The following is a 21,850-nucleotide window of genomic DNA, read 5'->3' on the forward strand; positions in this document are numbered from 1 at the left end:
CCTCCCGTGCGCCGACGTCGCCCGCGCCGAGGCCGAGCGGCTGGACGGGCCCGCATGGAGCGGCTGCCCGGCTACTGGCGGGAGCGGCCGGCCGGGGTGGCCCCGCTGGCGCTGCCCGGGGACGCGCCGCGGCTCACGGCCCGCCAGACGGCGGTGCTCACCCTGATGGCGGAAGGCCACGGCAACGCCGTGATCGCCCGCACCCTGTCCTGCTCGGAGCACACCGTCAAGAACGTGATCTACGAGCTGATGGGCCGCCTCCAGGCCCGCAACCGCGCCCACGAGGTGGCCTGCGCCGTCCGCCACCGCCTGATCCGACCCTGCCGGGGCAGGGGGCCGGGGGCCGGGCCGGGGCCGGGGGCCGGGGCGGGGCCGGGGGCCGGGGCGGGGCCGGGGGCAGAGGGCGTCAGCCCTCGTCCGGAGCCAGCCGCAGAGCGATCGAGTTGATGCAGTAGCGCTGGTCCGTGGGGGTCGGGTAGCCCTCACCCTCGAACACGTGCCCGAGGTGGGAGCCGCAGCGGGCGCAGAGGACCTCCGTGCGGACCATGCCGTGCGAGGTGTCCGCCCGCAGCTCGACCGCGTCCGAGTCCTTCGGGTCGTAGAAGGACGGCCAGCCGCAGTGCGACTCGAACTTCTCGGTGGAGCGGAAGAGCTCGGCGCCGCAGCCGCGGCAGCTGTAGATGCCGGGCGTCTTGGTGTCGGTGTACTCACCGCGGAACGCGGGCTCGGTGCCCGCCAGCCGCAGTACCTGGTACTCGGACGGCGTCAGCTCCGCCTGCCACTGCTCGTCCGTCTTCTCGACCTCGTACGCCATGGCTCTTCCGCTCCCTCTCCCTGTCCCTCGTCTCCGGCCCGTCAGCCCGAGAGGCGGGCGAGGATCGCCGGACCCAGGTCCGTGACGTCTCCCGCGCCCATCGTGAGAACGAGATCGCCCGGCTTCGCCATTCCCGCAATGACCTCGGCGACGGCGGCCTTGTCGTGCTCGGGGGTCACGTCGGCTCCCGCCGCGCGCGCCGCCGAGATGATGATCTCGCTGGTGACCCCCGGGACCGGGTCCTCGCGGGCCGGGTAGATGTCGAGGACGACGGAGGCGTCGGCGAGGGCGAGGGCGTCGCCCATCTCCTTGCCCAGCTCCTGGGTGCGGGAGAACAGGTGCGGCTGGAAGACGACCAGGATGCGGGAGTCCCCGGCGGCGCCGCGGATGGCCTCCAGGTCGGCGGTCATCTCGGTGGGGTGGTGGGCGTAGGAGTCGATGACCTGCACGCCGCCGGCCTCGCCCTTGAGCTGGAGGCGGCGCTTGACGCCGGTGTACTTGCCGAGCGCGGCGGCGAGGTCCTCGACCGGGATCCCGAGGGCGCGGCCGGCGGCGAGGGCGGCGACGGCGTTGTGCGCGTAGTGGCGGCCGGGCACGGAGACGGTGAAGACGATCTCGCGGCCGTCGATCAGGACCGAGACCTCGCTGGTCAGACCGCGGGGGGTGATCTTCCGGATCTGGATGTCGGCGCCCTCGTCCTCGCCGTACGTGGTGACCGTCAGCCGGGGGTTGCCGCTGACGCGGCCGGCGATCTCGGCGGCGCCGGGCTCGGCGAAGGGGACGACCAGGGTGCCGCCGGGGACGATCTTGCCGACGAAGGTCTCGAAGGACTCGTAGATCTCGTCCATCGACGCGTAGTTCGCGTGGTGGTCGAGCTCCGCGTTCAGGATGATCGCGACCTGCGGGGCGTACTTGTGGAAGCTTCGGTCGCTCTCGTCCGCCTCGGCCACGAAGATGTCGCCCGTGCCGTGGTGGGCGTTGGAGCCCGGGGCGTCGAGGTCGCCGCCGATGGCGTACGAGGGGTCCAGGCCGAGCGCGGACAGGGACACCGCCAGCATCGAGGTGGTGGTGGTCTTGCCGTGGGTGCCGGCGACGGCGATCGGCCGGAGGCCGTCCATCAGGGCGGCGAGGGCGTCGGAGCGGTGCACGACCGGGATGCCGAGCTCGGCGGCGCGGGCCAGCTCGGGGTTGTCGGCGCGGATCGCGCTGGAGACGACCACGCAGGTGGCGTCGTCGGCGAGGTGGCCGGCGGCGTGCCCGATGTGGACCGTGGCGCCGTGGGCGCGCAGCGCCTGGGCGGTCTCGGAGTCACGGGCGTCGCTGCCGGCGACCCGGGCGCCGCGCTGGGCGAGGATCTTCGCGATGCCGGACATCCCGGCGCCGCCGATGCCGATGAAGTGCGGGCGTTCCATGGCGTTCGGCAGGCCGGGCGGCGGCGTCATATCGGGGCTCCCCAAGGTGCGGGTCGGGCGGTACGTCGGTGGGTGCCGGGCGCGCGCCGGCGGCCCGCGGTGCGGGTCGGCCCGACGGGCTCGACGGGTGTGTCGGACGCCAGCCTATTCGTTGTGGGCGAAGAGCTTGAGCACCGGAACCCCGACCTTGTGCCGGGCGCGGGAGGCCCAGTCCCGGTGGAAGAACTCCTCGACGAAGTGCGGGGCGGTCAGAACGATCACCTCGTCGGCGTTCGAGGCCTCGACGACCTCGCGCAGTGTGTCGAGGGGATGCTGCTGGACGATCTGCCCGTCGGCCCGGGCGCCCTTCCTGCGCAGGACCTCGATGGAGTGGGCGAGGGCCTGCTCGGCGGGGCCGAGCGCGGCGTCGCCCTCGGGTACGTCGGCCTCGCGGAGCGCCTCCGGCAGCTCGCCGAGGGCGACGTCGTCGATGGCGCGCAGCAGCCGGTCCTGGTCGCCCCTGGGCTGCATGAGCACGACGAAGGAGACCGGGTCGTCCCCGTGCAGGGTGGTGACGAAGTCCGCGTCGACGGCGGTCAGCGGCTGCTCGATCATCAAAACGCTCGTGAACACGGACGCCCTCACCTCCATGGGCCGCGACCGGGCGGCCGCGCCCTGCGGAAACCATCCTGCCCCGCTCTCGCAGAGCGTGCGCAGATATATGTGCCCAACGGAAGCCGAGCGGAACGAGGAATTCCGCTTTTGTCAGATCCGACGGTAGCGCGTGAAGAGGAACCCGGCCTCCTCCAGCACGGAGACCGGTGCGAGCCGGTGCGGCACGGCCACCGCGGGCCCTCCCGCGATGCGCTGGGCGTCACCCGCCGTGAGCGTCGGGGAGATCGTCAGGCACAGCTCGTCGAGCACGCCGGCGGAGACGAACTGGCCCAGCAGCCGGGGCCCGCCCTCGGTGAGCTGGCGGCGCAGCCCGCGGGCGGCGAGCTCCCGCACCGCGCGGGCCGGGTCCACGGCGGTGCCGTCCCCGGCCACGACGATCTCGACCCCGGCCCCGGCCGCCTCGGCCATCTTGCCGACCGGGGCGCCGGCGCCGGTGACGAGCAGGGTCGGCACCAGCGGGGAGGTGAACAGGGGCAGCGAGAAGTCCAGGTCCGCACCGGCCGTGACGACGGCGATGGCGGGCGCGGGGCCCTGCCCGGCGGCCGCACGGCGGGCCGCGAAGGCCTCCCGGGCCCGGGCCGGGCGGTAGCCCTCCTGGCGAACCGTTTCCGCGCCGGCGATCACCACGTCGGCCAGCGCCCGCAGGGTGCCGAAGATCCGCATGTCGGTCTCGCCGGAGATCGGCTGCGAGCGGCCCTCGTGCTGGGCGGCGCCGTCCAGGGTCGACACCATGTTCGCCCGCAGCCAGTGGCCGTCCGGCCCGATCTCGGGGTACGCGTAGGCCTCGGCCAGCTCGTCCAGCGACCACTCCCGGTCTTCGGAGCCCGCGGGACGGCCTGCGGGCCGGTCCGCGGGACGCCCACCGGGCCGGTCCGCGGGGCGGGATGTCTGATCGGTCACAGGGAACAGGCGTCGCATCGGTGCAGTGTGCCACGCCGCGTAGAGTGAGGAGCTGTGCCAACATCACTCTCCGCCTCCGGTTCCACCCACGGGCGACCCCCGATAGCCGACGCGGGCCCGCAGTCCCTGTGCGCCCGCGAGCCCCGGGTGCCCGCCGAACGGCTGGTGGCCGAGATGGTGCCCCCGCCGCGGTTCGACTCGGTGCGCTTCGACACGTACGTGCCGGACCCCACCCAGCCGAGCCAGGCCGAGGCGGTCACCACCCTCAGCGGCTTCGCCGCCGGGCTGGGCGGCGCGCACGCCACCGGCGCCGGCAAGCGGCGCTGGTTCTCCCGCGCCCCGAAGAGCACGGCCCCCGCCGCCCCGCGCGGGGTGTACCTGGACGGCGGCTACGGCGTCGGCAAGACCCACCTGCTGGCCTCCCTGTGGCACGCCACCCCGGCCGAGCCCGCACTGAAGGCCTTCGGCACCTTCGTGGAGCTGACCAACCTGGTCGGCGCCCTCGGCTTCCAGCAGACCGTGGACACCCTCGGCGGACACCGGCTGCTGTGCATCGACGAGTTCGAGCTGGACGACCCGGGCGACACCGTCCTCGTCTCCTCGCTGCTCAGCCGGCTCGTCGAGCGGGGCGTGGCGCTGGCCGCCACCTCCAACACGCTGCCCGGCAAGCTCGGCGAGGGCCGGTTCGCGGCCGCGGACTTCCTGCGTGAGATCCAGGGGCTCTCGGCCCACTTCCGGCCGCTGCGCATCGACGGGCAGGACTACCGCCACCGCGGGCTGCCGGAGGCCCCGGCGCCGTTCTCGGACGAGCAGGTGGCGAAGGCCGCGTACGCCACCGAGGGCGCGAGCCTGGACGACTTCCCCGGCCTCCTCGACCACCTGGCCAAGGTGCACCCGAGCCGGTACGGCGCCCTCACCGAGGGCATGACCGCGGTCTGCCTCACCGACGTGGTCCCCGTGCCGGACCAGTCGACGGCCCTGCGGCTCGTCGTGCTCGCGGACCGGCTGTACGACCGCGAGATACCGGTGCTCGCCTCGGGTGTCCCGTTCGACAGGCTGTTCAGTGACGACATGCTGAACGGCGGCTACCGCAAGAAGTACTTCCGCGCCATATCCCGGCTCACGGCCCTGGCGCGCGACGCGAAACCCCTGGTGTCCCAGTAGGTTTGGGGGCGCCGGGCCGCTTCTCGGGCGGACCGGCCGTTACCCACTTTCCTGCGAAGGGACATCAGCGAACATGGCCACCACCCGTCACGCACACACCGTCTGGGAAGGCAACCTGCTGGAGGGCAAGGGTGTCGTCACCCTCGACTCCTCGGGCATCGGGTCGTACGACGTCTCCTGGCCGTCCCGCGCGGAGGCGGCGAACGGCAAGACCAGCCCGGAAGAGCTGATCGCGGCCGCGCACTCCAGCTGCTTCTCGATGGCCCTGTCCCACGGCCTGGCCGGCAAGGGCACGCCGCCGACCCGCCTGGAGACGAAGGCGGACGTCACCTTCCAGCCGGGCGAGGGCATCACCGGCATCCACCTGACGGTGGAGGGCGAGGTTCCCGGACTGGACGAGGCGGGCTTCCAGGCCGCGGCCGAGGACGCCAAGAAGAACTGCCCGGTCAGCCAGGCCCTGACGGGCACGACCATCACCCTGAGCGCCACCCTCGCCTGATTTCCCGGCAACGCCCCGGGCCCGCCCCGCCGCGGGCCCGAGGGCCCGGCCCGCCCCGCCTCGGGATCCGAAGCCCCGGGCCACCGGACGCCCCGTCTGCCCGTCGTATGTGACGGGCAGACGGGGCGGCCGGCCGTGGTCCGCCAGGGCCAAGCGGCTCGGACGGTTACGCCCTGCGTTCCCGTTTCCGGGTACGGCCGGCGATTTCGGGCGGCCGGTGGGGTGAGGGGGCGGGCGGGGTACGCGGGGGCGGGCCGGCGGGCGTGGTACCACGGGCCGGTCGACCGCCGCCCTCGTCCCGGGGAACCTCCATGTCCCTCTCCCGCCGCAGTCTGCTCGCCGCCGCCGGCACCGGCATCGGCATCACCCTCGCCGGGAGCCTCGGCGCGCTCCACGCCGCCGACCCGCGCGCCGCCGCCCGGGCCCGGGCCGGGTACGGCCCCCTCCTGCCCGACCCGGACGGGCTGCTCGACCTGCCCGCCGGGTTCACGTACCGCATCCTGTCCCGGGCCGGCGCCCCGCTGCGCTCCGGCGAGGGCACCGTGCCCGCCAACTGCGACGGCATGGCCGCCTTCGCAGTTGGCGCCGACGGCGGGGTCCGGCTCGTCCGCAACCACGAGAACCGGACCACGGCCACGTTGCGCGTCCCCGCCGTCGACGGCCTGACCTACGATCCCGCCGCCCTCGGCGGCTGCACCCTCCTCGGCCTCGACCCGGCCGGCCGGGTCACCGCCGAGCGTGTCGCCCTCGCCGGCACCGCCGTCAACTGCGCGGGCGGCCGCACCCCTTGGAACACCTGGCTGAGCTGCGAGGAGACCGAGGACCGGGCGGGCACCTCCGGCTACACCCGGGACCACGGCTACGTCTTCGAGGTCGACCCCGCCGACCCGCGCCGCTCCGGTGCCGTCCCGCTGACCGCCCTGGGCCGCTTCGCGCACGAGGCCGTCGCCGTGGACCCGTACCGCGGCACCGTCTACGAGACCGAGGACGCGTTCGTCGAGCCGTTCGGGCTCTTCTTCCGCTTCCTGCCCGCGCGGCCGCTCGGCGGCCCCGGCTCCCTGCGGGCCGGCGGGCACCTCCAGGCGCTGCGCGTGCCGGGGGTGCCCGACCTGTCCGTCGTCACCGAGCCCGGCGCCGAGTTCCCGGCGGAGTGGGTCCCCGTACCCGACCCCTCGGCGGCCGGCACCCCGATCCGGTTCCAGGACTTCGGGCCGGGCGGCATCACCCACGCCCAGAAGCTGGAGGGCTGCTACTGGGGCAACGGCGGCGTCCACTTCGTCTCCAGCTACGCCCGCAGCAGCGAGGGGGCCGCGGCCGACCACCACGGCCAGGTGTGGTTCCACGACCCGCGGCGGGGCGTGGTCCGGCTGGAGGTGGTCTTCGGGCCGGCCTCCGACATCCGGCTGCCGGGCGACTCCCCCGACAACATCTGGCTGGCCCCCGACGGCGGTCTGATGGTGTGCGAGGACGGCGGCGGCGCCCAGTACGTCTTCGGGGTCACCCCGGGCGGCGAGGTCTACCCGGTGGCCCGCAACGCCGACGACACCGGCGGGCCCGGGGCCCCGGAGTTCGGCGAGTTCGCCGGGGTGACCTTCTCCCCGGACGGGCACACCATGTACGTCAACGCCTACATCCCGGGGACCACCTTCGCCGTGACCGGCCCCTGGCACTGACCTGTTCCGGTCCGGCCGCCGGCCGGTCGGGGCAGGGCGGCGAGGCAGGGCGGACCGGGGCGGGGGGCGGGCCGGGTAGACCTTCCGATCCCCCGCCTCCGACGGCGCGTCTCGCGCCGGACGGGGGATTGGCCTGCCCGGCCCCGCGCCGCGAACATTCGCCAATCAGATCGTCATATATTTTGCGTGCGTGACCCTTTCTGTGCGCAATGCGGTGGCCACGGCCGCCCTCGGTGCCGCGCTCTGCACCACCCTCGCCGGCTGCGGAGGCGGTGACACCCCCGCCTCCGGCGCGGGCGGGCAGGCCCGTCCGGGCACCCCTGCCGCCCCCGCGCCGGCGGCGTCCTCCCCCCGTTCTTCCCCGTCGGCCCCGTCCGCACCTTCAGCCCCGTCCGCCGCTCCCGGCCCCGGCAAGGTCCCGACCCTGCCGCCCGGCCCGAACGGCCTGACCCCGGTCTTCGAACGGGCGAACCAGCAGACCGAGAAGACCGTCGCCCTGACCTTCGACGCCGACATGACCTCGGACCAGGGGCCGCGCGCGGCCGGCGGGGAGCGCTTCGACAACCCCCAGCTGATCTCCACGCTGCGAGCCCTGAACGTGCCGTCCACGATCTTCATGACGGGCCGCTGGGCCGAGGAGTACCCCGACCAGGTGAAGGCGATCGGCACCGACCCGAACTTCGAGATCGCGAACCACTCCTACAGCCACCACGCCTTCACGTCCCCCTGCTACGGTCTCCCCGCCCTCGACGCCGCGGCGGCCCGGGCCGACGTGGACCGGGCCTTCGCCGCCTTCCGCACGGCGGGCGCCGTCAACACCGTCCCCTACTTCCGCTTCCCCGGCGGCTGCTACGACGACCGGGCGCTGCGGGCCCTGTCCACCGCCAAGGTCACGGCGGTCCAGTGGGACGTGGTCAGCGGGGACGCCTTCGCCAAGGACCCGGACGCGGTGGCCCGGCAGGTGATCGCCGGGGTGAAGCCGGGCTCGGTGGTGGTCATGCACTGCACGCGCAGCGCCGCCCCGGTCACCGAGGAGGCCATCCGGAAGATCGTCCCGGAGCTACGCAACCGCGGCTACCGGTTCGTGAAGGTGTCCGACCTCATCGGAAAGTAGGCACACCCGCCGGTGCCGGCTCCGGTCCCGGCCGCCCCGGCCCACGGCATGCCGGAACGGGGCGGGGCGACCGCCGACCGGCCGGCTGGCCCGTCGGCTGGCTGGTCAGTGACCTGCGTGAGACACGGGCCGCTCAGCCGCCGCGCCGCCGGGCGGCCAGGCAGGCCACCGCCCCCGCCCCGCAGGCCAGGACCAGGGCCGACGCGGCGGCCACCGCCAACCCGGCCGTGGCCACCGTGCCCGTACGGGACCCCGCGACCAGCGCGGTCACCGCCCCGCGGGCCGGGGAACCGGACAGACCCAGGACCGCCAGGGAGCCGAGGCCGCCCGCCAGGACAGCAAAGCCGGTCGGGCGCACCAGCGGCCGGCTGCCCAGCGTCCCGACCGCCGTGCCGGCCAGTGCGCAGGCCGGCACCGCCAGGGCCGCCGCACCCGCGGCCGTCCCGGCCGGCACCCCGGCGCGCCCGCCCACCAGGAGCACCACCGCGGTGGCCACCGCCCCGGCGAGCAGCGCCCCGCCCAGGGCGGTGAGCAGGGCCGCCGCGTGCACGCGTACGGGGCCTGCCGCGGCAGCGGCGCAATCGCGCGCGGCGGCGGGCTCGTTGGTGACGCAGACCCGGACCAGCCAGGCGGCGACGGGCACCAGCCCGGCCGCCGCCCAGCCCAGCGAGTCGAGCACCGGCTCACCGGGCCGGATCCCGGCGGCCAGGAAGGCGGCGTACAGCAGCAGTGGCCCGATCCACCGCTGCGAGTGCAGCAGCAGCGCACTCTGATAGCGGATCAACCCGGCGAGCGCGGCGAGCCCGTGGCTTCCGGCGCGTCCGGGGCGTCCGGCGCGTCCGGGGCGTCCGGCGCTTCCGGGGCGTCCGGTCGTCACAGCAGTTCCTCCACACCTCGGATGTGCCAGGGCGGCGTCGCCGTGAGCAGGGCGCGCAGCACGGCGTCGGACCGGTCCGCGGGCACCGTGACCAGCAGGCCGCCGTCGGGCGCGGGCGAGGCGGCGGCCAGCCCGGGCGGCGGCACCGCACCGGCCGCTCCGGCCGCCCGAATCCGTACCCGGGGCCCGGTCTCCACCGCCGGGTCGCCCTCCCCCACCGGGACGGGGACCAGGCCGGTCCTCTCCACCCGGTGGCGGGCGTCGGGCGCGCCCGCGAGCCGCGCCGGGTCGTGGTCGACGAAGACCACGGCCCCGCCGGCGGCCGTCCGCTCGGCGACAGCCCTGTCCAGCTCGGCACGGGCCGACGCGTCGAGGCCGGTCCAGGCCTCGTCGAGGACGAGCAGGCCGGGCTCGGCGAGCAAGGCCTGGGCGACGGCGACCTTCTGGCTGCTGCCCTTGGACAGTTCGGCGAGCGGGGTCCGGGCATGCGCACCGGCCCCGAACCGCTCCAGCCAGTACGCCGCCCGGCGCGCGGCCTCGGCCCGCGGCAGCCCGTGCACCCTGCCCATGTGCGCGAGGTAGGACGCGGCGGTGAGCGGCAGGGCCGCCGGGAAGCGTTCGGGCACGAAGGCCGTACGGCGCGGGCGGCCGGTGACCCGCCCCTCGGTCGGGGCGTCGATCCCGGCGATGATCCGCATCAGCGTCGACTTGCCGCCGCCGTTGCGGCCCTCGATGCGCACCAGCGTCCCCGGCACCAGCTCCAGGGAGACCCCGCGCAGCACCCAGGGCCGCCGGGGCCCGTGGCGGCGGCCGATGCCGGTCAGCTTCAGTGGGCGGCCGCCGTCGCCTCGGTGACCTCGCTGGGCCGGACGATGACGAAGCCGTCGCCGGACAGCTTCAGCTGGACGGCCTCGCCGGAGCCGCCGCGCAGCATGGAGCCGACGGACTGGGAGCGGTGCAGGCCCGTCTCCAGCTGCGCGCTCCAGCCGACGACCGCGTCCGTGTCCACGTACACCGGGGACTGCGCGGTGACGGGTATGACGATCGGGTTGCCGTCGCAGACCACGGCGAGCTTGCCGGTGCCGGTGAAGACGCTGTTGAAGAGGCCACCGCCGGTCATGCCGGCGCCCTTCACCATCTTGATCTCGTAGGCGAGGGTGGAGTCGAAGCAGAGGACGTTGCGCCCGTTGACGGTCAGGGCGTCGCCGGGCTCGAAGTCGACGATGAAGCAGTTGCCGGCCTGGTGGGCGAACCAGGCCTCGCCCTGGCCGCGTACGGTCATCAGCGGCAGGCCCTCGCCGGTAACGGCGCGCTTGAGCATGCCGCCTATGCCCTGGCCCTTGCGCTCGAACTGGAGGTTGCCGCGGAAGGCGACCATCGAGCCCTGCCGGGCGAGCATCTCGCCGTTCACGGCGTACTTCACCGACTTGGCGTTCTGCAGGGACATGCCGGGGGCGGCGGCGGACTGGGCAAGGTTCTCCGACGAGAAAAGGTCGCTCTTCATGGGCCTGATCCTCACCCGGCCGGCACCCCCGCGGCATCCTCCTGAAGATGGAGCCTGGCATCCTTGGCAGGATGAGCAGCCAGGACACGCACCACACTTCAGACGTACCCGCCGTGGGGGCCGACAGCCCGTTCCGGCAGGGGCGCATCGCCCGCGACGACGCCCCTCAGTTCGTGCTGCCCCTGGTCGTACGGATCGAGAAGGCCGAACCGCCCGCCCGTACGGACGCGTTGGAGACGGCCGCCCGCGCGGTGTTGGTCCTCCTGTCGGACGAGCGCGCGCACGGCGAGGGCGAGTGGGCCCAGGCCGTGCGCGACTGGCAGGACGCGCGGATCCGGAAGGTGGTGCGGCGGGCGCGCGGCGCGGAATGGCGCAAGGCCGGCACCCTCCCCGGCATCACGGTGCACGGCGAATCCGCCGAGGTACGGGTCTTCCCGCCCATCCCGCTGGACGGCTGGCCCAAGGAGTTGGCCAAGCTCCAGGTGTCGGGCACCGACCTGGACGACCCCGAGCCGGTCTCCCCGCCCACGCCGGAGGTCCCGGTCCTCTGGCTCAACCCGGACCTGGAGATGTCCGCCGGCAAGGCAATGGCCCAGGCCGGCCACGCGGCCCAGCTCGCCTGGTGGGAGTTGACCGCCCCGGAACGCACCGCCTGGCGGGACTCCGGCTTCCGCCTCCGGGTCCGCACGGCAGCGCGCGCCGACTGGCCGGCCCTGACCCGGAGCGGCCTCCCCCTCGTCCGGGATGCCGGCTTCACGGAAATCGCCCCCGGCTCGGCCACGGTCATCGCAGACCACCCGTCCCTCCGGGCCCGCCTCGCGAGCCGCTGACCCGCGAATGCCGGCCCCGGCTCAGCCCTTCTCGCCCATGGCTGCCCGCAGCCAGTCGAGCGTGTCCTGGCCGAGCAGTTCGTCCGCCAGCCGCTTGCCGGTCTCCGTCGTGATCCTGGCGCGGCTGTTGTCGATCCACCGCTGCGCGGCCTCGTATCCCTGGGCCTTGTACTCGATGCCCTGGAGCAGGCACTCCAGCTTGTCGGCGTCGCGCGCGCAGACCGCCTCGGGTGAGTCCTGGGCCTCGTACTCGGCGACCAGGTCCCGGATCGCCGACGCCAGCACTTCGGGCATGCCTGCGGTCTGGTCGGCCGTGACGGCCTGCGGGTCGGCGCCGGCCGCGTACTTCTTCCCCAGGCGGTTGACATCCCCGGTGCGGGTCTCCTGGGTGTCGTGCCAGACGGCCAGGAACGCCGCCCGGGCCGGGTCGGCGTCCTCGAGCTTCGCGATGACGGACGCGATGAGCGAGGTACGCCACGAGTGCTCGGCCACGCTCTCGGGGTCGTTGACGCCCGCCATCCACCAGCCCGTACGGCGCGTGTGCTTGAGCGTGCCGGCTTCGTAGAGGAAGCGGGCCACCGCGGACAGGTCGTCAGCCACGGGTTCTCCTTCTCACGCCTCGGCGAGGCGGATCGCGTACCGAGTGCCCTCCAGCTCTCGGCGCGCACGCGTCGAGAGCACGGGTGCCATCCAACAGCACAGGCACCTGATCTGGCAGCGCCCGCACGGCGCCCGAGTTGCCGCGCAGGAGTCCCGGACGCGCGGCGAGCAGCAGTGCCCACCGGGTATGGACGTTGAGAGAGGCACGATCCCGGCCTCTTCGGGGGTCGGGGCGTCCCCGCGGCCTCGTACCGGGGCCGGCCGGAACCTCAAATGTTGCTCTGAACGTCCCCTTTCCGTGGTTGGCCCTGCTCCGGCGGGGTCATGACACCGGCACACGGGCCCGTACGCGGACCGCTGAGAGGGGGCAAGGGGACATGAAGCCCATGGAACGGCTGGGGGTGGGCATCGGCTGGCGGCCGGAGATCGCCGAGGCGATCGAGCGGCTGCCGGGCCTGGACTGGGTCGAGGTGGTGGCCGAGAACGTCTGCCCCGGCCATCTGCCCGAGCCGCTGCGCCGACTGCTCGACCGCGGGGTGCGCGTCGTGCCGCACGGGGTCTCGCTGGGCCTCGGCGGCGCCGACCGGCCCGACGCGCAGAAGCTGGCCGCGCTCGCCGAGCGGGCGGTGGCCCTCGGGGCGCCGCTGGTCACCGAGCACATCGCGTTCGTACGGACCTCCTCGCCGGCGCTGGAGGCCGGCCACCTGCTGCCGGTGCAGCGGACCCGGGAGGCCCTCGACGTGCTGTGCGAGAACGTCCGGATCGCGCAGGACGCCCTGCCGGTGCCGCTCGCGCTGGAGAACATCGCCGCGCTGATCCGGTGGCCCGGCGAGGAGCTGACGGAAGCGCAGTTCCTGACGGAGCTCGTCGAGCGGACCGGGGTCCGGCTGCTGATCGACGTCGCCAACCTGCACACGAACCGGATCAACCGCGGCGAGGACCCGGCCGCGGTGCTGGACGCGATTCCGCTGGAGGCGCTGGCGTACGTGCACATCGCCGGGGGCGTGGAGCGGGACGGGGTATGGCACGACACGCACGCGCACCCGGTGCCGCCCGCCGTGCTGGACGTCCTGGCCGAGCTGGGCCGGCGGACGGCCCCCGCCGGGGTGCTGCTGGAGCGCGACGACGACTTCCCGGCGGAGGCGGAGCTCGCCGGGGAGCTGGCCCTCATCCGTGCCACCCTCCGGACCGCGGAGCAGCCGGACGTCCCGGAGCCGCGCGCCGCAGCACCGGCCGACTCCGGCGACGGGCTCGATGCGGCGCGGACCCGGGTCGGATTGGAGCAGGCCGCGCTGCTGTCCGCGCTGGTCGCCGGGACGCCCGTACCCGAGGGCTTCGACCGGCAGCGGGTACGGGTGCAGGCGCGCGCCCTGGCCGCGAAGCGGGCCGACGTCGTCGCGAAGATCGCCCCCGAGCTGCCCGGGATCCTGGGCGGCCGGGCGCCGTTCCGCGAGGCCTTCCTCGCCTACGCCCGCACCCGCCCCATGACCGGCGGGTACCGCCGGGACGCCCTCGACTTCGCCGAGGACCTGCTGATCCGGGACCTGCCCGCCGACCCCGCCGCCCGGCGCCGGCTCACCGCCTGGTGGCAGGACCGGGCGGGGGCGAGGCCGCCGCGGCGCATCGTGCGCTGGGCCCGCACCCTGCTGGGGAGGGCCGCGTGAACTTTCTCGCCCTCGACGTCTGGATCGCCGTCCTCGTCTCCTCGCTGCTGCTCGTGGCCGGGCTGCGGCGCGCCCGGCCCCGTACCGCGGACCCGGCTCCGCGGCTGCACGACCTGTCCGAGGCTGCGTTCCTCACGGGCGGGCCGGGCGGGGTCGTGGACACCGCGCTGGTCTCGCTCCTCGGCGACGGCCGGCTGGCCGCGGGCGGGCCCGGCATCGTCCAGGTCCGGCCCGGGGCCCGGGCCGCCGACCCGGGCGAGCGCGCCGTGCTCCAGGCCTGCGCACAGGCCCCGTCCGGATGGCTCTACCAGGTGCGGTACGCCGCCATGATCGACCCCGCGGTCCAGGAGACCGGGGACGCGCTGGCCCACCGCGGGCTGCTCGCCCCGCCCGGCTGGGGGCACAGGTGGCGGCGCTGGGGCAAGGCCCAGGCGGCCGTGTGCGCGGTCCTGCTGTTCCTGTCGCTGCCGGGGACCTTCTTCATGCTGGCGGTGGACCCCGTACCCGACGTGCTGTCCTTCGTCACCGTGTACCCGGCCCTGATCGGCGGCATCGTCGTCGGCGCCGTGTGCGCGTCGCGGGCCAAGCGGCGCATCACCCCGGCCGGGGAGCAGGCCCTGCGCGGGATGCGGGCCCTGTACGGCGGCGAAGGCAGCCCGCAGGTGCAGACCGCCCTGTTCGGGCTGCGCGGCCTCCGGGACCCGTACCTGCGGTCCCTGCTGGTCCCGGCGGCCCGGGACACCCGGCTGGCCGCGGCCCAGCACCGGTCCCGCCACGCCGTCTACGGCGGCTCCGGCGGCCCCCGCCGCTCCGGTGCGGACGACGGGTGCGGGTCGTCCGCCCCGGACGCGGTGCCGGTCGTCTGGTGCGCGAGCAGCGACACCGGCGGGTCCGGATCCGGTTCGGGCTGCGGCAGCGGCGGATCCGGCTGCGGCAGCAGTGGGTCCGGTTGCGGCAGCAGCGGTTCGGGCAGCTCCAGCGGCTCCAGCTGTTCCAGCGGGTCCAGCTGCAGCAGTTCGTCGGGATCCAGTTGCAGCAGTAGCAGCAGCTCCTGACGCTCCCTCAACCGGGCGACGGGCGGCCGACACCCGGCGGGGGTCCTGTACAACCAACCGCCCGCCGCATCTCATCGGATCATCCGAGGAAATGGAGGGCGGCCTGCCATGAGGACCCTGTTCGACCGCCGCCACGCCGCCGCGGCCCTGCTCTGCCTCACCGCCCTGGGCAGTCAGTCCCCCGCCCACGCCGCCCCCGCCGCCCCCGCCGACACCCCCGCCGCCCGGCGGGACGCCGCCGACGCCGACGCCGGGGCCGAGCTCGTCGCCCGGCGGCTGGCCGGACAGCTGGCCGGACAGCCGGCCGGGCCGTCGGCCGGGCGGTCGGCCGGGCGGTCGGGGGCTGGCGGCGGGTCGGCGTTCGGGCCCTGCCCGGCGGAGGAGGAGCTGCCCTCCCCCGTCGTGTGCGCGACCCTCACCGTCCCCCTCGACTACGCCCGCCCCGACGGCCCGCAGATCCGGCTCACCGTCAGCAGGGTCCCCGCCACCGGCCACGGCGGCGCCGCCCGCCAGGGCGCGCTCGTGTACAACCCGGGCGGCCCGGGCGCCTCCGGGCTGTTCTTCCCCCTCGTCGCCGACCTGCCCGAATGGGAGCGCATCGGCGCCGCCTACGACCTCGTCGGCTACGCCCCGCGCGGCGTCGGCGGCACCGCCCCGCTGTCCTGCGAGGACCCGGCCGCCCCGGCCGTGGCGGGTCCCACCCGGCTCCCGGCCGACCCCTCCCCCGCCGACAAGCAGGCGCGTGTCGCCGCCGCCCGGGCCTACGCCCGCGGCTGCGCGCAGCGGGCGGGGGCGGCACTGCCGTACTACTCGACCCTGGACAACGTCCGCGACCTGCACGTGCTGCGGGCCGCGCTCGGCGAGAAGAAGCTGACCTTCATGGGGGCCTCGTACGGCACCTACCTGGGCGCGGTGTACGCCACCCGCCACCCGGGCCACGTCCGCCGGATGGTCCTCGACTCCGCCGTGAACCCCGACCCGCACCGCGTCTGGTACCTCAACAACCTCGACCAGGCGGCCGGGTTCGAGCGCCGCTGGCACGACTTCCGGGCCTGGGCGGCCCGCCACCACGCGGTGTACGGGCTCGGCACCACCCCGGCGGCCGTGCAGGCGAGCTACGAGCGGGTGCGGGACGCGGTCGGCCGCGCCCCGGCGGGCGGGGCCGTCGGGACGGGCGAGCTCCAGTCGGCGTTCCTCCAAGCCGCCTACTCCGACGAGGTGTGGCCGGAGCGGGCGGCGGCACTGTCGGCCTTCCTGGCCGGGGATCCGGGCCCGCTGACCGAGCAGGCCCGGCCGGACCCGGGCTCGGCGGCCGCCCGGGAGAACTCCCGCGCCGTGTACACGGCGGTGCTGTGCAACGACGCGCCCTGGCCCGCCGACTGGGCGGTCTGGGACCGCGACAACACGGCGCTGGCGCGCCGGGCACCGTTCGAGACCTGGGCGAACGCCTTCCTGAACCTGCCGTGCGCGTACTGGCCGGTCCGCGAGCGGCAGCAGCCGGTGGCGGTGGGCGCGCAGCCGGCCGAGCTCCCCGGCACGCTCGTGGTCGCGGCGGAGCGGGACGGGGCGACCCCCTACCCGGGGGCGCTGGAGCTCCAGCGGCGTCTCGGCCGGCGGGCCTCGCTGGTCACGGAGGCGGGGGCCGGCACGCACGGGGTGGCCGGCGGGCGCAACGCGTGCGTGGACGGGCACGTGGAGCGGTATCTGCTGACGGGGGCCACTCCGGGGTGGCGTGTCAGGTGTGCGCCGCATCCGGAGCCCGCACCGGTGTCGCTGGACAACCGGGCAGCAGCGTCCGGGAAGGTACCCGAGGTACCCAGGGCTCTGCTGCCACCGGCCGTCTGAACTTCCGGGGCGGGATCTCCGGCTGCGTCGTTTCGGGGGCAGGGCCTCCCGATCCGCCGGAGGAGGTCAGTCCACCGGCCGTTCCCCCCTGGGGAGGTTTCAGGCGAGCCCGGCCACCAGATCGGCGACGGACTTGCGGCGCCCGGTGAAGAACGGAACCTCTTCACGGACGTGCATACGGGCCTCGGAGGCGCGCAGGTGGCGCATGAGGTCCACGATGCGGTACAGCTCGTCGGCCTCGAAGGCCAGCAGCCACTCGTAGTCGCCCAGCGAGAAGGAGGCGACCGTGTTGGCGCGCACGTCCGGGAAGCCGCGGGCCATCTTGCCGTGGTCGGCGAGCATGCGGCGGCGGTCCTCGTCGGGCAGCAGGTACCAGTCGTAGCTGCGCACGAAGGGGTAGACGCTGACGTAGTCGCGGGCGACCTCGTCGGCCAGGAAGGCCGGGATGTGCGACTTGTTGAACTCGGCCGGGCGGTGCAGGGCCATGTTCGACCACACCGGCTCCAGCGCACGGCCCAGCCTGGTGCGGCGGAACAGGTTGTACGCGGTCTGCAGCTCGTCGGCCGTCTCCGCGTGCCACCAGATCATGACGTCCGCGTCCGCGCGCAGACCGGAGACGTCATAGGTGCCGCGGACGGTGATGTCCTTGGCGGCCAGCTGGTCGAAGAGCTCCTGGACCTCGTCCGCGTAGCCGGAGCGGTCCTCGGGGAGGACGTCCTTCAGCTTGAAGACGGACCACAGGGTGTAGCGGATGACCTCGTTGAGGTCCTTCGCCTTCTTCCCCGCGTTGGGAATCTTCTCTGGTGCAGTCATGTGTCCATTGTCCCGTGTGCTGATCAGTGGTCGGTGCCAGGGGTCCCCAACGTGGCGATGACCACGTCGGCGGCCTTCCCGGCGCTCGCGATGCACGCCGGGATGCCGACCCCGTCGTACAGGGCGCCGCACACGGCAAGACCGGGCAGGGCCGCCACGGCGGCGCGGATCCGGTCCACCCGGGCGAGGTGGCCGACCGGGTACTGGGGCAGGCCGCCGTCCCAGCGGGTGACGGTGGAGGCCACCGGGCGGGCGGCGAGGCCGACCGCCTCGCCGAGGTCCCGCAGCGAGACGTCGACCAGCTCGGAGTCCTCGCGGCCCAGGTCGGCCTCGTCGGCGTGGCGGCCGACGGAGGTGCGCAGCAGGAAGAGGTCGGGGTCGGCGCCGGCCCAGGACCACTTGCTGCTGGAGAAGGTGGACGCCTTGATGGTCCGCCGGTCGACGGGCGGTACGAGGAACCCGCTCGCGCGGCCGTCGGTGATCACGGCGGGCAGGTCGGTACGCCGGAACGCCATGGTGACCAGGGCCATCGACGCGTACTCGACGGTGCGCAGCTCGGCGGCCGCCGCCGGGGCGAGCCCGTCCAGCAGCCGGGCGGCGGGTTCGGCGGGGACGGCCAGCACGACGGCGTCGGCGGCCACGGTGCCGGTGTCGGTGACGGCCTGCCAGCCCTCGGGGGTGCGCCGGAGCTCGCGCACGGGGGTGTCGGTGCTGATCCGGGCCCCGGCGGCCCGGCAGGCGTCGGCGACGGCCCGCGGGAGCCGCCCGATGCCGCCGTCGATGCCGGAGAAGACGGGTCCGGCCTGCTGCGGCTGCTCCGCGGCCCGGCGCTGGAGGTCCCGTACGGCCTCGCCGAGCGAGGCGTGCGTCCGGGCGGCCTCGAAGAGCTGGGGCACGGCGGCGCGCATCGAGAGGCGGTAGGCGTCGCCGGCGTAGACCCCGCCGAGGAGGGGCTCGACGAGCCGGTCGACGACCTCCCGGCCGAGGCGGGCGGCCACGTACGCGCCGACGGCGACGTCCTCGCCGATCTCGGCGGGCGGCAGGTCGCGTTCGGCCTCGATCCGGGCCAGGCCCTCCGCGGAGAGCACCCCGGACGCGGCCAGCGGTGCCAGGTCGCCGGGTACGCCCATGACGTGCCCGCGGGGCATGGGCCGCAGCGCGCCGCGGGTCCACAGGTGGGCGGTGGTGGTGGCCGGCGGCTGGAGCGCCTCGCCGAGGCCGACGGCCCGGGCGAGTTCCAGGGCTTCGGGGCGGCGCGCGAGGACGGATTCGGCGCCGAGGTCGACGGGGGCGCCGGCGAGCTCGCCGGCGTACAGCTTGCCGCCGAGGCGCGGCCCGGCCTCCAGCAGCGTGACACCGATGCCCGCGCCGAGCAGCCGGTGGGCCGCCGCGAGGCCGGCGATGCCGCCGCCGATGACGACGGCGTGGCGGGGCCGGGGCACCGCCTGGTCCGTCCGATCCGTCCGGTTCGCTGCGTCCGCCGCGTCCGTACGCATGTCCGCTTCGTGCATGGACACATCGTCTCAGACCGAGCAACGGGCGATCACCGAGGCCGGACCGTGACCGCATCGGGACCGTCCCGGGACCGCGGGAGCGAAACCCGCGGGGCGACCGTGGACGTCGAAACGGCACAGCAGCAGCCGACCCTTGGGGGGACAGCAGTGCAGACTCGGAACGGCCCGGACAGTCCGGACAGCCCCGACCGCCCTCGCACCAGAGGCCGTTCGCGCGCAGGGCGCGGTACCGCGGCGCTGGCCGGCCTCGGCCTGGCGTGCGCGCTCGCGCTCACCGGGTGCGGCGCCGGGAACGACCGTGCCGGCGAGGCCTCGGCGGACAAGGCGGCGGTGGCCCCGCAGGCCCCGGCCGCCCAGGGCAAGGCGGGAGCGGGGGCGGCCGCCCCGGCGCCGGCGGAGGGCGCGGCCGGGAGCCCGAAGGCGCCGGCGGCGGTCCGCCCGCACGTCATCCGGACCGCGAGCCTCGGCATCGAGACGGCGGACGCCCGGAAGGTGCTGGCGGCGGCCCGTACGGCGGCGGAGGGCGCGGGCGGGTACGTGGGCAACGAGTCCACCCGGCGCGGCGAGAACGGCCGGATCAAGTCGGCGCTGACCCTCCGGGTGCCCGCGGACCGGTTCGACTCCGTGCTCGGCGCCCTGGAGGGCAGCGGCAAGCTGCTCCACCGCAAGGTGGAGGCGCAGGACGTCACCGAGAAGGTCACCGACGTCGACAGTCGGGTCAAGTCGCAGCAGGCGAGCGTGGCGCGCGTGCGGGAGATGATGGAGAAGGCCACCGCGCTCGGCGACGTGGTCATGCTGGAGGGCGAGCTCAGCAAGCGCCAGTCGGACCTGGAGTCGCTGCTGGCCCAGCAGAACGCGCTGCGGGACCAGACCTCGATGGGCACGATCACGGTGGAGGTCTCGGAGCCGGCGGCCGACGGGTCGGCGCAGGCGGAGGACGCGCCGCCGTCCGTCGCGGGCGCTCTGGAGGGCGGCTGGAACGCCTTCACGACGGTCCTGCGGTACGTGGTGCTGACCGTGGCCGTGGTGCTGCCGTTCGCGGTGACGGCGGCGCTGGGCGTGGTGGCGTTCCGGCTGTACCGGCGGCTGCGCCCGCCGAAGCCGAGGACGGGGCCCACGCCGGGGTCCGCCCGCACGGTCCCGGCGCCGAGGCACCCGTCGGGCCCGGAGCCGGAGCCGGATGCGGCCGCTGCCCCCTCCCCCGCCCCGGACCGGGACCCGGGCCCGGGCCCGACGGAATAGCCCCGGATTCCGGACTGAACACCCGTACGCCCGTAGCGTGTTCCCCAGGAACGGCAGTGGAGGACGGTGCGGACGATGGCGGCGGAACGACTCGTGGTGGTCGGCGGTGACGCGGCGGGGATGTCCGCCGCGTCACAGGCCCGGCGGCTGAAGGGCCCGGCGGAGCTGGAGATCGTCGCCTTCGAGCGCGGGCACTTCACCTCGTACTCCGCGTGCGGGATCCCGTACTGGATCGGCGGCCGGGTCTCCGAGCGCGACGACCTGATCGCCCGGACCCCCGAGGAGCACCGGGCCCGGCACATCGACCTGCGCACCCGGACCGAGGTCATCGGGCTCGACCTGGCCGGGAGCCGGGTCCGGGCCCGCGACCTCGACTCGGGGGCCGAGTCCTGGACGGGCTACGACAAGCTCGTCCTGGCCACGGGCGCCCGCCCGGTCCGGCCCCGGCTGCCCGGCATCGGGGCGCACGGCGTGCACGGCGTGCAGACCCTGGACGACGGCCAGCGGCTGATGGACACCCTGGAGCGCACACCGGGCCGCCGGGCGGTCGTCGTCGGCGCGGGCTACATCGGCGTGGAGATGGCGGAGGCCCTGGTCCACCGGGGCTACGAGGTCACGGTCCTGCACCGCGGCGCCCAGCCCATGGCCACCCTGGACCCGGACATGGGCGGCCTGGTGCACAGCGCCATGAACCGCATGGGCATCACCACGGTCGCAGGGGCCGAGGTGGTGAAGGTCCTCACCGACGAGGAGGACCGGGCCCGCGCGGTGGCCACGGCGGCCGGCGACGAGTACCCGGCGGACGTGGTGGTCCTCGGCATCGGCGTCGAGCCCCGCACCGCCCTGGCCCGGGCGGCGGGACTGCCGCTGGGCACCTCGGGCGGCCTGCTGACGGACCTGTCGATGCGGGTCCGCGGCCACGAGAACATCTGGGCCGGGGGCGACTGCGTGGAGGTACTGGACCTGGTGGCGGGCCGCCACCGGCACGTCCCGCTGGGCACCCACGCCAACAAGCACGGCCAGGTGATCGGCTCCGGCGTCGGCGGCGGCTACGCCACGTTCCCGGGGGTGGTCGGCACGGCGGTGAGCAAGGTCTGCGACCTGGAGATCGCCCGTACGGGGCTGCGCGAGCGGGACGCGCTCGACGCCGGCCTGCGCTTCGTGACGGCGACGATCAGCTCCACGACCACGGCGGGCTACTACCCGACGGCCGCCGGCATGACGGTCAAGATGCTGGCCGAGCGCCGCACGGGCCGGCTGCTGGGCGTGCAGATCGTCGGCGGGGCGGGCTCCGCGAAGCGGGTGGACATCGCGGCGGTCGCCCTCACCGCGGGCATGACGGTGGAACAGGTCGTCGCCCTGGACCTCGGCTACGCCCCGCCGTTCTCCCCGGTCTGGGACCCCGTCCTGGTGGCCGCCCGCAAGGCCGTCTCCGCGGTCCGCGCGGCCGGGCTCTGACGGTCCGCCAAGCGCCGCGCGGGCTGGAAATTCCAGCCCCGCCGGCGTTTGAGGCGCGGGGGTCTGGGGGCGGCGCCCACAGTTTCGGGAAGGGGCGGGGAGGGGAACGGCTCCGCGCAGCGGCAGCGGCAGCGGCAGCGGCAGCGGCAGCGGCAGCGGCAGCGGCAGCGGCAGCGGCAGCGGCAGCGGCAGCGGCAGCGGCAGCGGCAGCGGCAGCG

The 21,850-nt window shown here is 75.2% G+C and carries 21 protein-coding genes; 11 read left to right on the forward strand and 10 right to left on the reverse strand.

What is annotated here, in order from left to right; translation table 11 throughout:
- Positions 1-54 precede the first annotated feature (54 nt).
- Positions 55-447, forward strand: a complete 393-nt coding sequence (locus tag AC068A_RS08680) for a response regulator transcription factor (RefSeq protein WP_478582621.1) — start codon at positions 55-57, stop codon at positions 445-447.
- On the opposite strand, the gene msrB is transcribed toward AC068A_RS08680, so the two are convergent.
- From msrB to AC068A_RS08700, 4 genes are all read right to left on the reverse strand, one after another.
- Positions 407-814 (reverse strand): peptide-methionine (R)-S-oxide reductase MsrB, encoded by a 408-nt coding sequence (gene msrB / locus AC068A_RS08685; protein WP_478582623.1) that lies wholly within the window; start codon positions 812-814, stop codon positions 407-409. The genes AC068A_RS08680 and msrB overlap by 41 nt on opposite strands.
- A gap of 41 nt (positions 815-855) precedes the next feature.
- Complete coding sequence (gene murC / locus AC068A_RS08690) at positions 856-2,256, reverse strand: UDP-N-acetylmuramate--L-alanine ligase (RefSeq protein WP_478582626.1); 1,401 nt, start codon at positions 2,254-2,256, stop codon at positions 856-858.
- A gap of 114 nt (positions 2,257-2,370) precedes the next feature.
- Positions 2,371-2,838: an indole-3-glycerol phosphate synthase gene (locus tag AC068A_RS08695; RefSeq protein ID WP_478582629.1), complete on the reverse strand. Its 468-nt coding sequence runs from the start codon at positions 2,836-2,838 to the stop codon at positions 2,371-2,373.
- Positions 2,839-2,970: 132 nt separating this feature from the next.
- Complete coding sequence (locus AC068A_RS08700; RefSeq protein WP_478582632.1) at positions 2,971-3,798, reverse strand: pyrimidine reductase family protein; 828 nt, start codon at positions 3,796-3,798, stop codon at positions 2,971-2,973.
- Between the two features lie 36 nt (positions 3,799-3,834).
- Here AC068A_RS08700 and zapE point away from each other — a divergent pair, with 36 nt between their 5' ends.
- The 4 genes from zapE to AC068A_RS08720 all read left to right on the forward strand — a co-directional run bounded on the left by zapE (position 3,835) and on the right by AC068A_RS08720 (position 8,230).
- Positions 3,835-4,944, forward strand: a complete 1,110-nt coding sequence (gene zapE / locus AC068A_RS08705) for a cell division protein ZapE (RefSeq protein WP_478582635.1) — start codon at positions 3,835-3,837, stop codon at positions 4,942-4,944.
- A gap of 73 nt (positions 4,945-5,017) precedes the next feature.
- The gene (locus tag AC068A_RS08710) at positions 5,018-5,443 is read left to right on the forward strand and encodes an OsmC family protein (protein ID WP_478582637.1); all 426 of its coding nucleotides are present in this window, start codon (positions 5,018-5,020) and stop codon (positions 5,441-5,443) included.
- Positions 5,444-5,754: 311 nt separating this feature from the next.
- Positions 5,755-7,116 carry an alkaline phosphatase PhoX gene (locus AC068A_RS08715; RefSeq protein WP_478582640.1) on the forward strand — a complete coding sequence of 454 codons (1,362 nt, stop codon included), beginning with the start codon at positions 5,755-5,757 and terminating at the stop codon, positions 7,114-7,116.
- Between the two features lie 190 nt (positions 7,117-7,306).
- A complete protein-coding gene (locus AC068A_RS08720; RefSeq protein ID WP_478582643.1) occupies positions 7,307-8,230 on the forward strand; it encodes a polysaccharide deacetylase family protein in 924 nt (307 codons plus the stop codon).
- Between the two features lie 133 nt (positions 8,231-8,363).
- Here AC068A_RS08720 and AC068A_RS08725 read toward each other — a convergent pair whose 3' ends face one another.
- Genes AC068A_RS08725 through AC068A_RS08735 form a run of 3 tightly spaced genes read right to left on the reverse strand, consistent with a single transcriptional unit; the run spans position 8,364 to position 10,611 of the window.
- Entirely contained in the window at positions 8,364-9,107 is a 744-nt protein-coding gene (locus AC068A_RS08725) for an ABC transporter (RefSeq protein ID WP_478582646.1), read from the reverse strand.
- Complete coding sequence (locus AC068A_RS08730; RefSeq protein WP_478582803.1) at positions 9,104-9,937, reverse strand: ABC transporter ATP-binding protein; 834 nt, start codon at positions 9,935-9,937, stop codon at positions 9,104-9,106. Before AC068A_RS08730 ends, AC068A_RS08725 begins: the two co-directional genes overlap by 4 nt.
- Positions 9,934-10,611 (reverse strand): AIM24 family protein, encoded by a 678-nt coding sequence (locus AC068A_RS08735; RefSeq protein ID WP_478582648.1) that lies wholly within the window; start codon positions 10,609-10,611, stop codon positions 9,934-9,936. Before AC068A_RS08735 ends, AC068A_RS08730 begins: the two co-directional genes overlap by 4 nt.
- A 71-nt stretch (positions 10,612-10,682) precedes the next feature.
- On the opposite strand from AC068A_RS08735, the gene AC068A_RS08740 reads away from it, so the two are divergent.
- The gene (locus tag AC068A_RS08740; protein ID WP_478582651.1) at positions 10,683-11,441 is read left to right on the forward strand and encodes an aminoacyl-tRNA hydrolase; all 759 of its coding nucleotides are present in this window, start codon (positions 10,683-10,685) and stop codon (positions 11,439-11,441) included.
- A 21-nt stretch (positions 11,442-11,462) separates the two neighbouring features.
- On the opposite strand, the gene AC068A_RS08745 is transcribed toward AC068A_RS08740, so the two are convergent.
- Entirely contained in the window at positions 11,463-12,041 is a 579-nt protein-coding gene (locus AC068A_RS08745; RefSeq protein ID WP_478582653.1) for an HD domain-containing protein, read from the reverse strand.
- 377 nt (positions 12,042-12,418) lie between these two features.
- Here AC068A_RS08745 and AC068A_RS08750 point away from each other — a divergent pair, with 377 nt between their 5' ends.
- The 3 genes from AC068A_RS08750 to AC068A_RS08760 all read left to right on the forward strand — a co-directional run bounded on the left by AC068A_RS08750 (position 12,419) and on the right by AC068A_RS08760 (position 16,605).
- Complete coding sequence (locus AC068A_RS08750) at positions 12,419-13,705, forward strand: MbnB/TglH/ChrH family RiPP precursor modification enzyme (protein WP_478582656.1); 1,287 nt, start codon at positions 12,419-12,421, stop codon at positions 13,703-13,705.
- On the forward strand, positions 13,702-14,760 hold the full coding sequence (locus AC068A_RS08755) for a TIGR04222 domain-containing membrane protein (RefSeq protein WP_478582660.1): 1,059 nt from the start codon (positions 13,702-13,704) through the stop codon (positions 14,758-14,760). Before AC068A_RS08750 ends, AC068A_RS08755 begins: the two co-directional genes overlap by 4 nt.
- A 108-nt stretch (positions 14,761-14,868) precedes the next feature.
- Positions 14,869-16,605, forward strand: a complete 1,737-nt coding sequence (locus tag AC068A_RS08760; protein WP_478582662.1) for an alpha/beta hydrolase — start codon at positions 14,869-14,871, stop codon at positions 16,603-16,605.
- 99 nt (positions 16,606-16,704) lie between these two features.
- Here AC068A_RS08760 and hemQ read toward each other — a convergent pair whose 3' ends face one another.
- Together hemQ and hemG are read right to left on the reverse strand one after the other, a co-directional pair.
- Positions 16,705-17,418 carry a hydrogen peroxide-dependent heme synthase gene (gene hemQ, locus AC068A_RS08765; RefSeq protein WP_478582665.1) on the reverse strand — a complete coding sequence of 238 codons (714 nt, stop codon included), beginning with the start codon at positions 17,416-17,418 and terminating at the stop codon, positions 16,705-16,707.
- Between the two features lie 23 nt (positions 17,419-17,441).
- A complete protein-coding gene (gene hemG, locus AC068A_RS08770; RefSeq protein WP_478582806.1) occupies positions 17,442-18,914 on the reverse strand; it encodes a protoporphyrinogen oxidase in 1,473 nt (490 codons plus the stop codon).
- Positions 18,915-19,079: 165 nt separating this feature from the next.
- Between hemG and AC068A_RS08775 the strand changes: the two genes are divergently transcribed.
- A complete protein-coding gene (locus tag AC068A_RS08775) occupies positions 19,080-20,174 on the forward strand; it encodes a DUF4349 domain-containing protein (protein WP_478582667.1) in 1,095 nt (364 codons plus the stop codon).
- A gap of 75 nt (positions 20,175-20,249) precedes the next feature.
- On the forward strand, positions 20,250-21,632 hold the full coding sequence (locus AC068A_RS08780) for an FAD-dependent oxidoreductase (RefSeq protein ID WP_478582670.1): 1,383 nt from the start codon (positions 20,250-20,252) through the stop codon (positions 21,630-21,632).
- The last annotated feature ends 218 nt before the right edge of the window (positions 21,633-21,850 follow it).

The organism is Streptomyces sp. NPDC043854 (genome assembly GCF_056436005.1).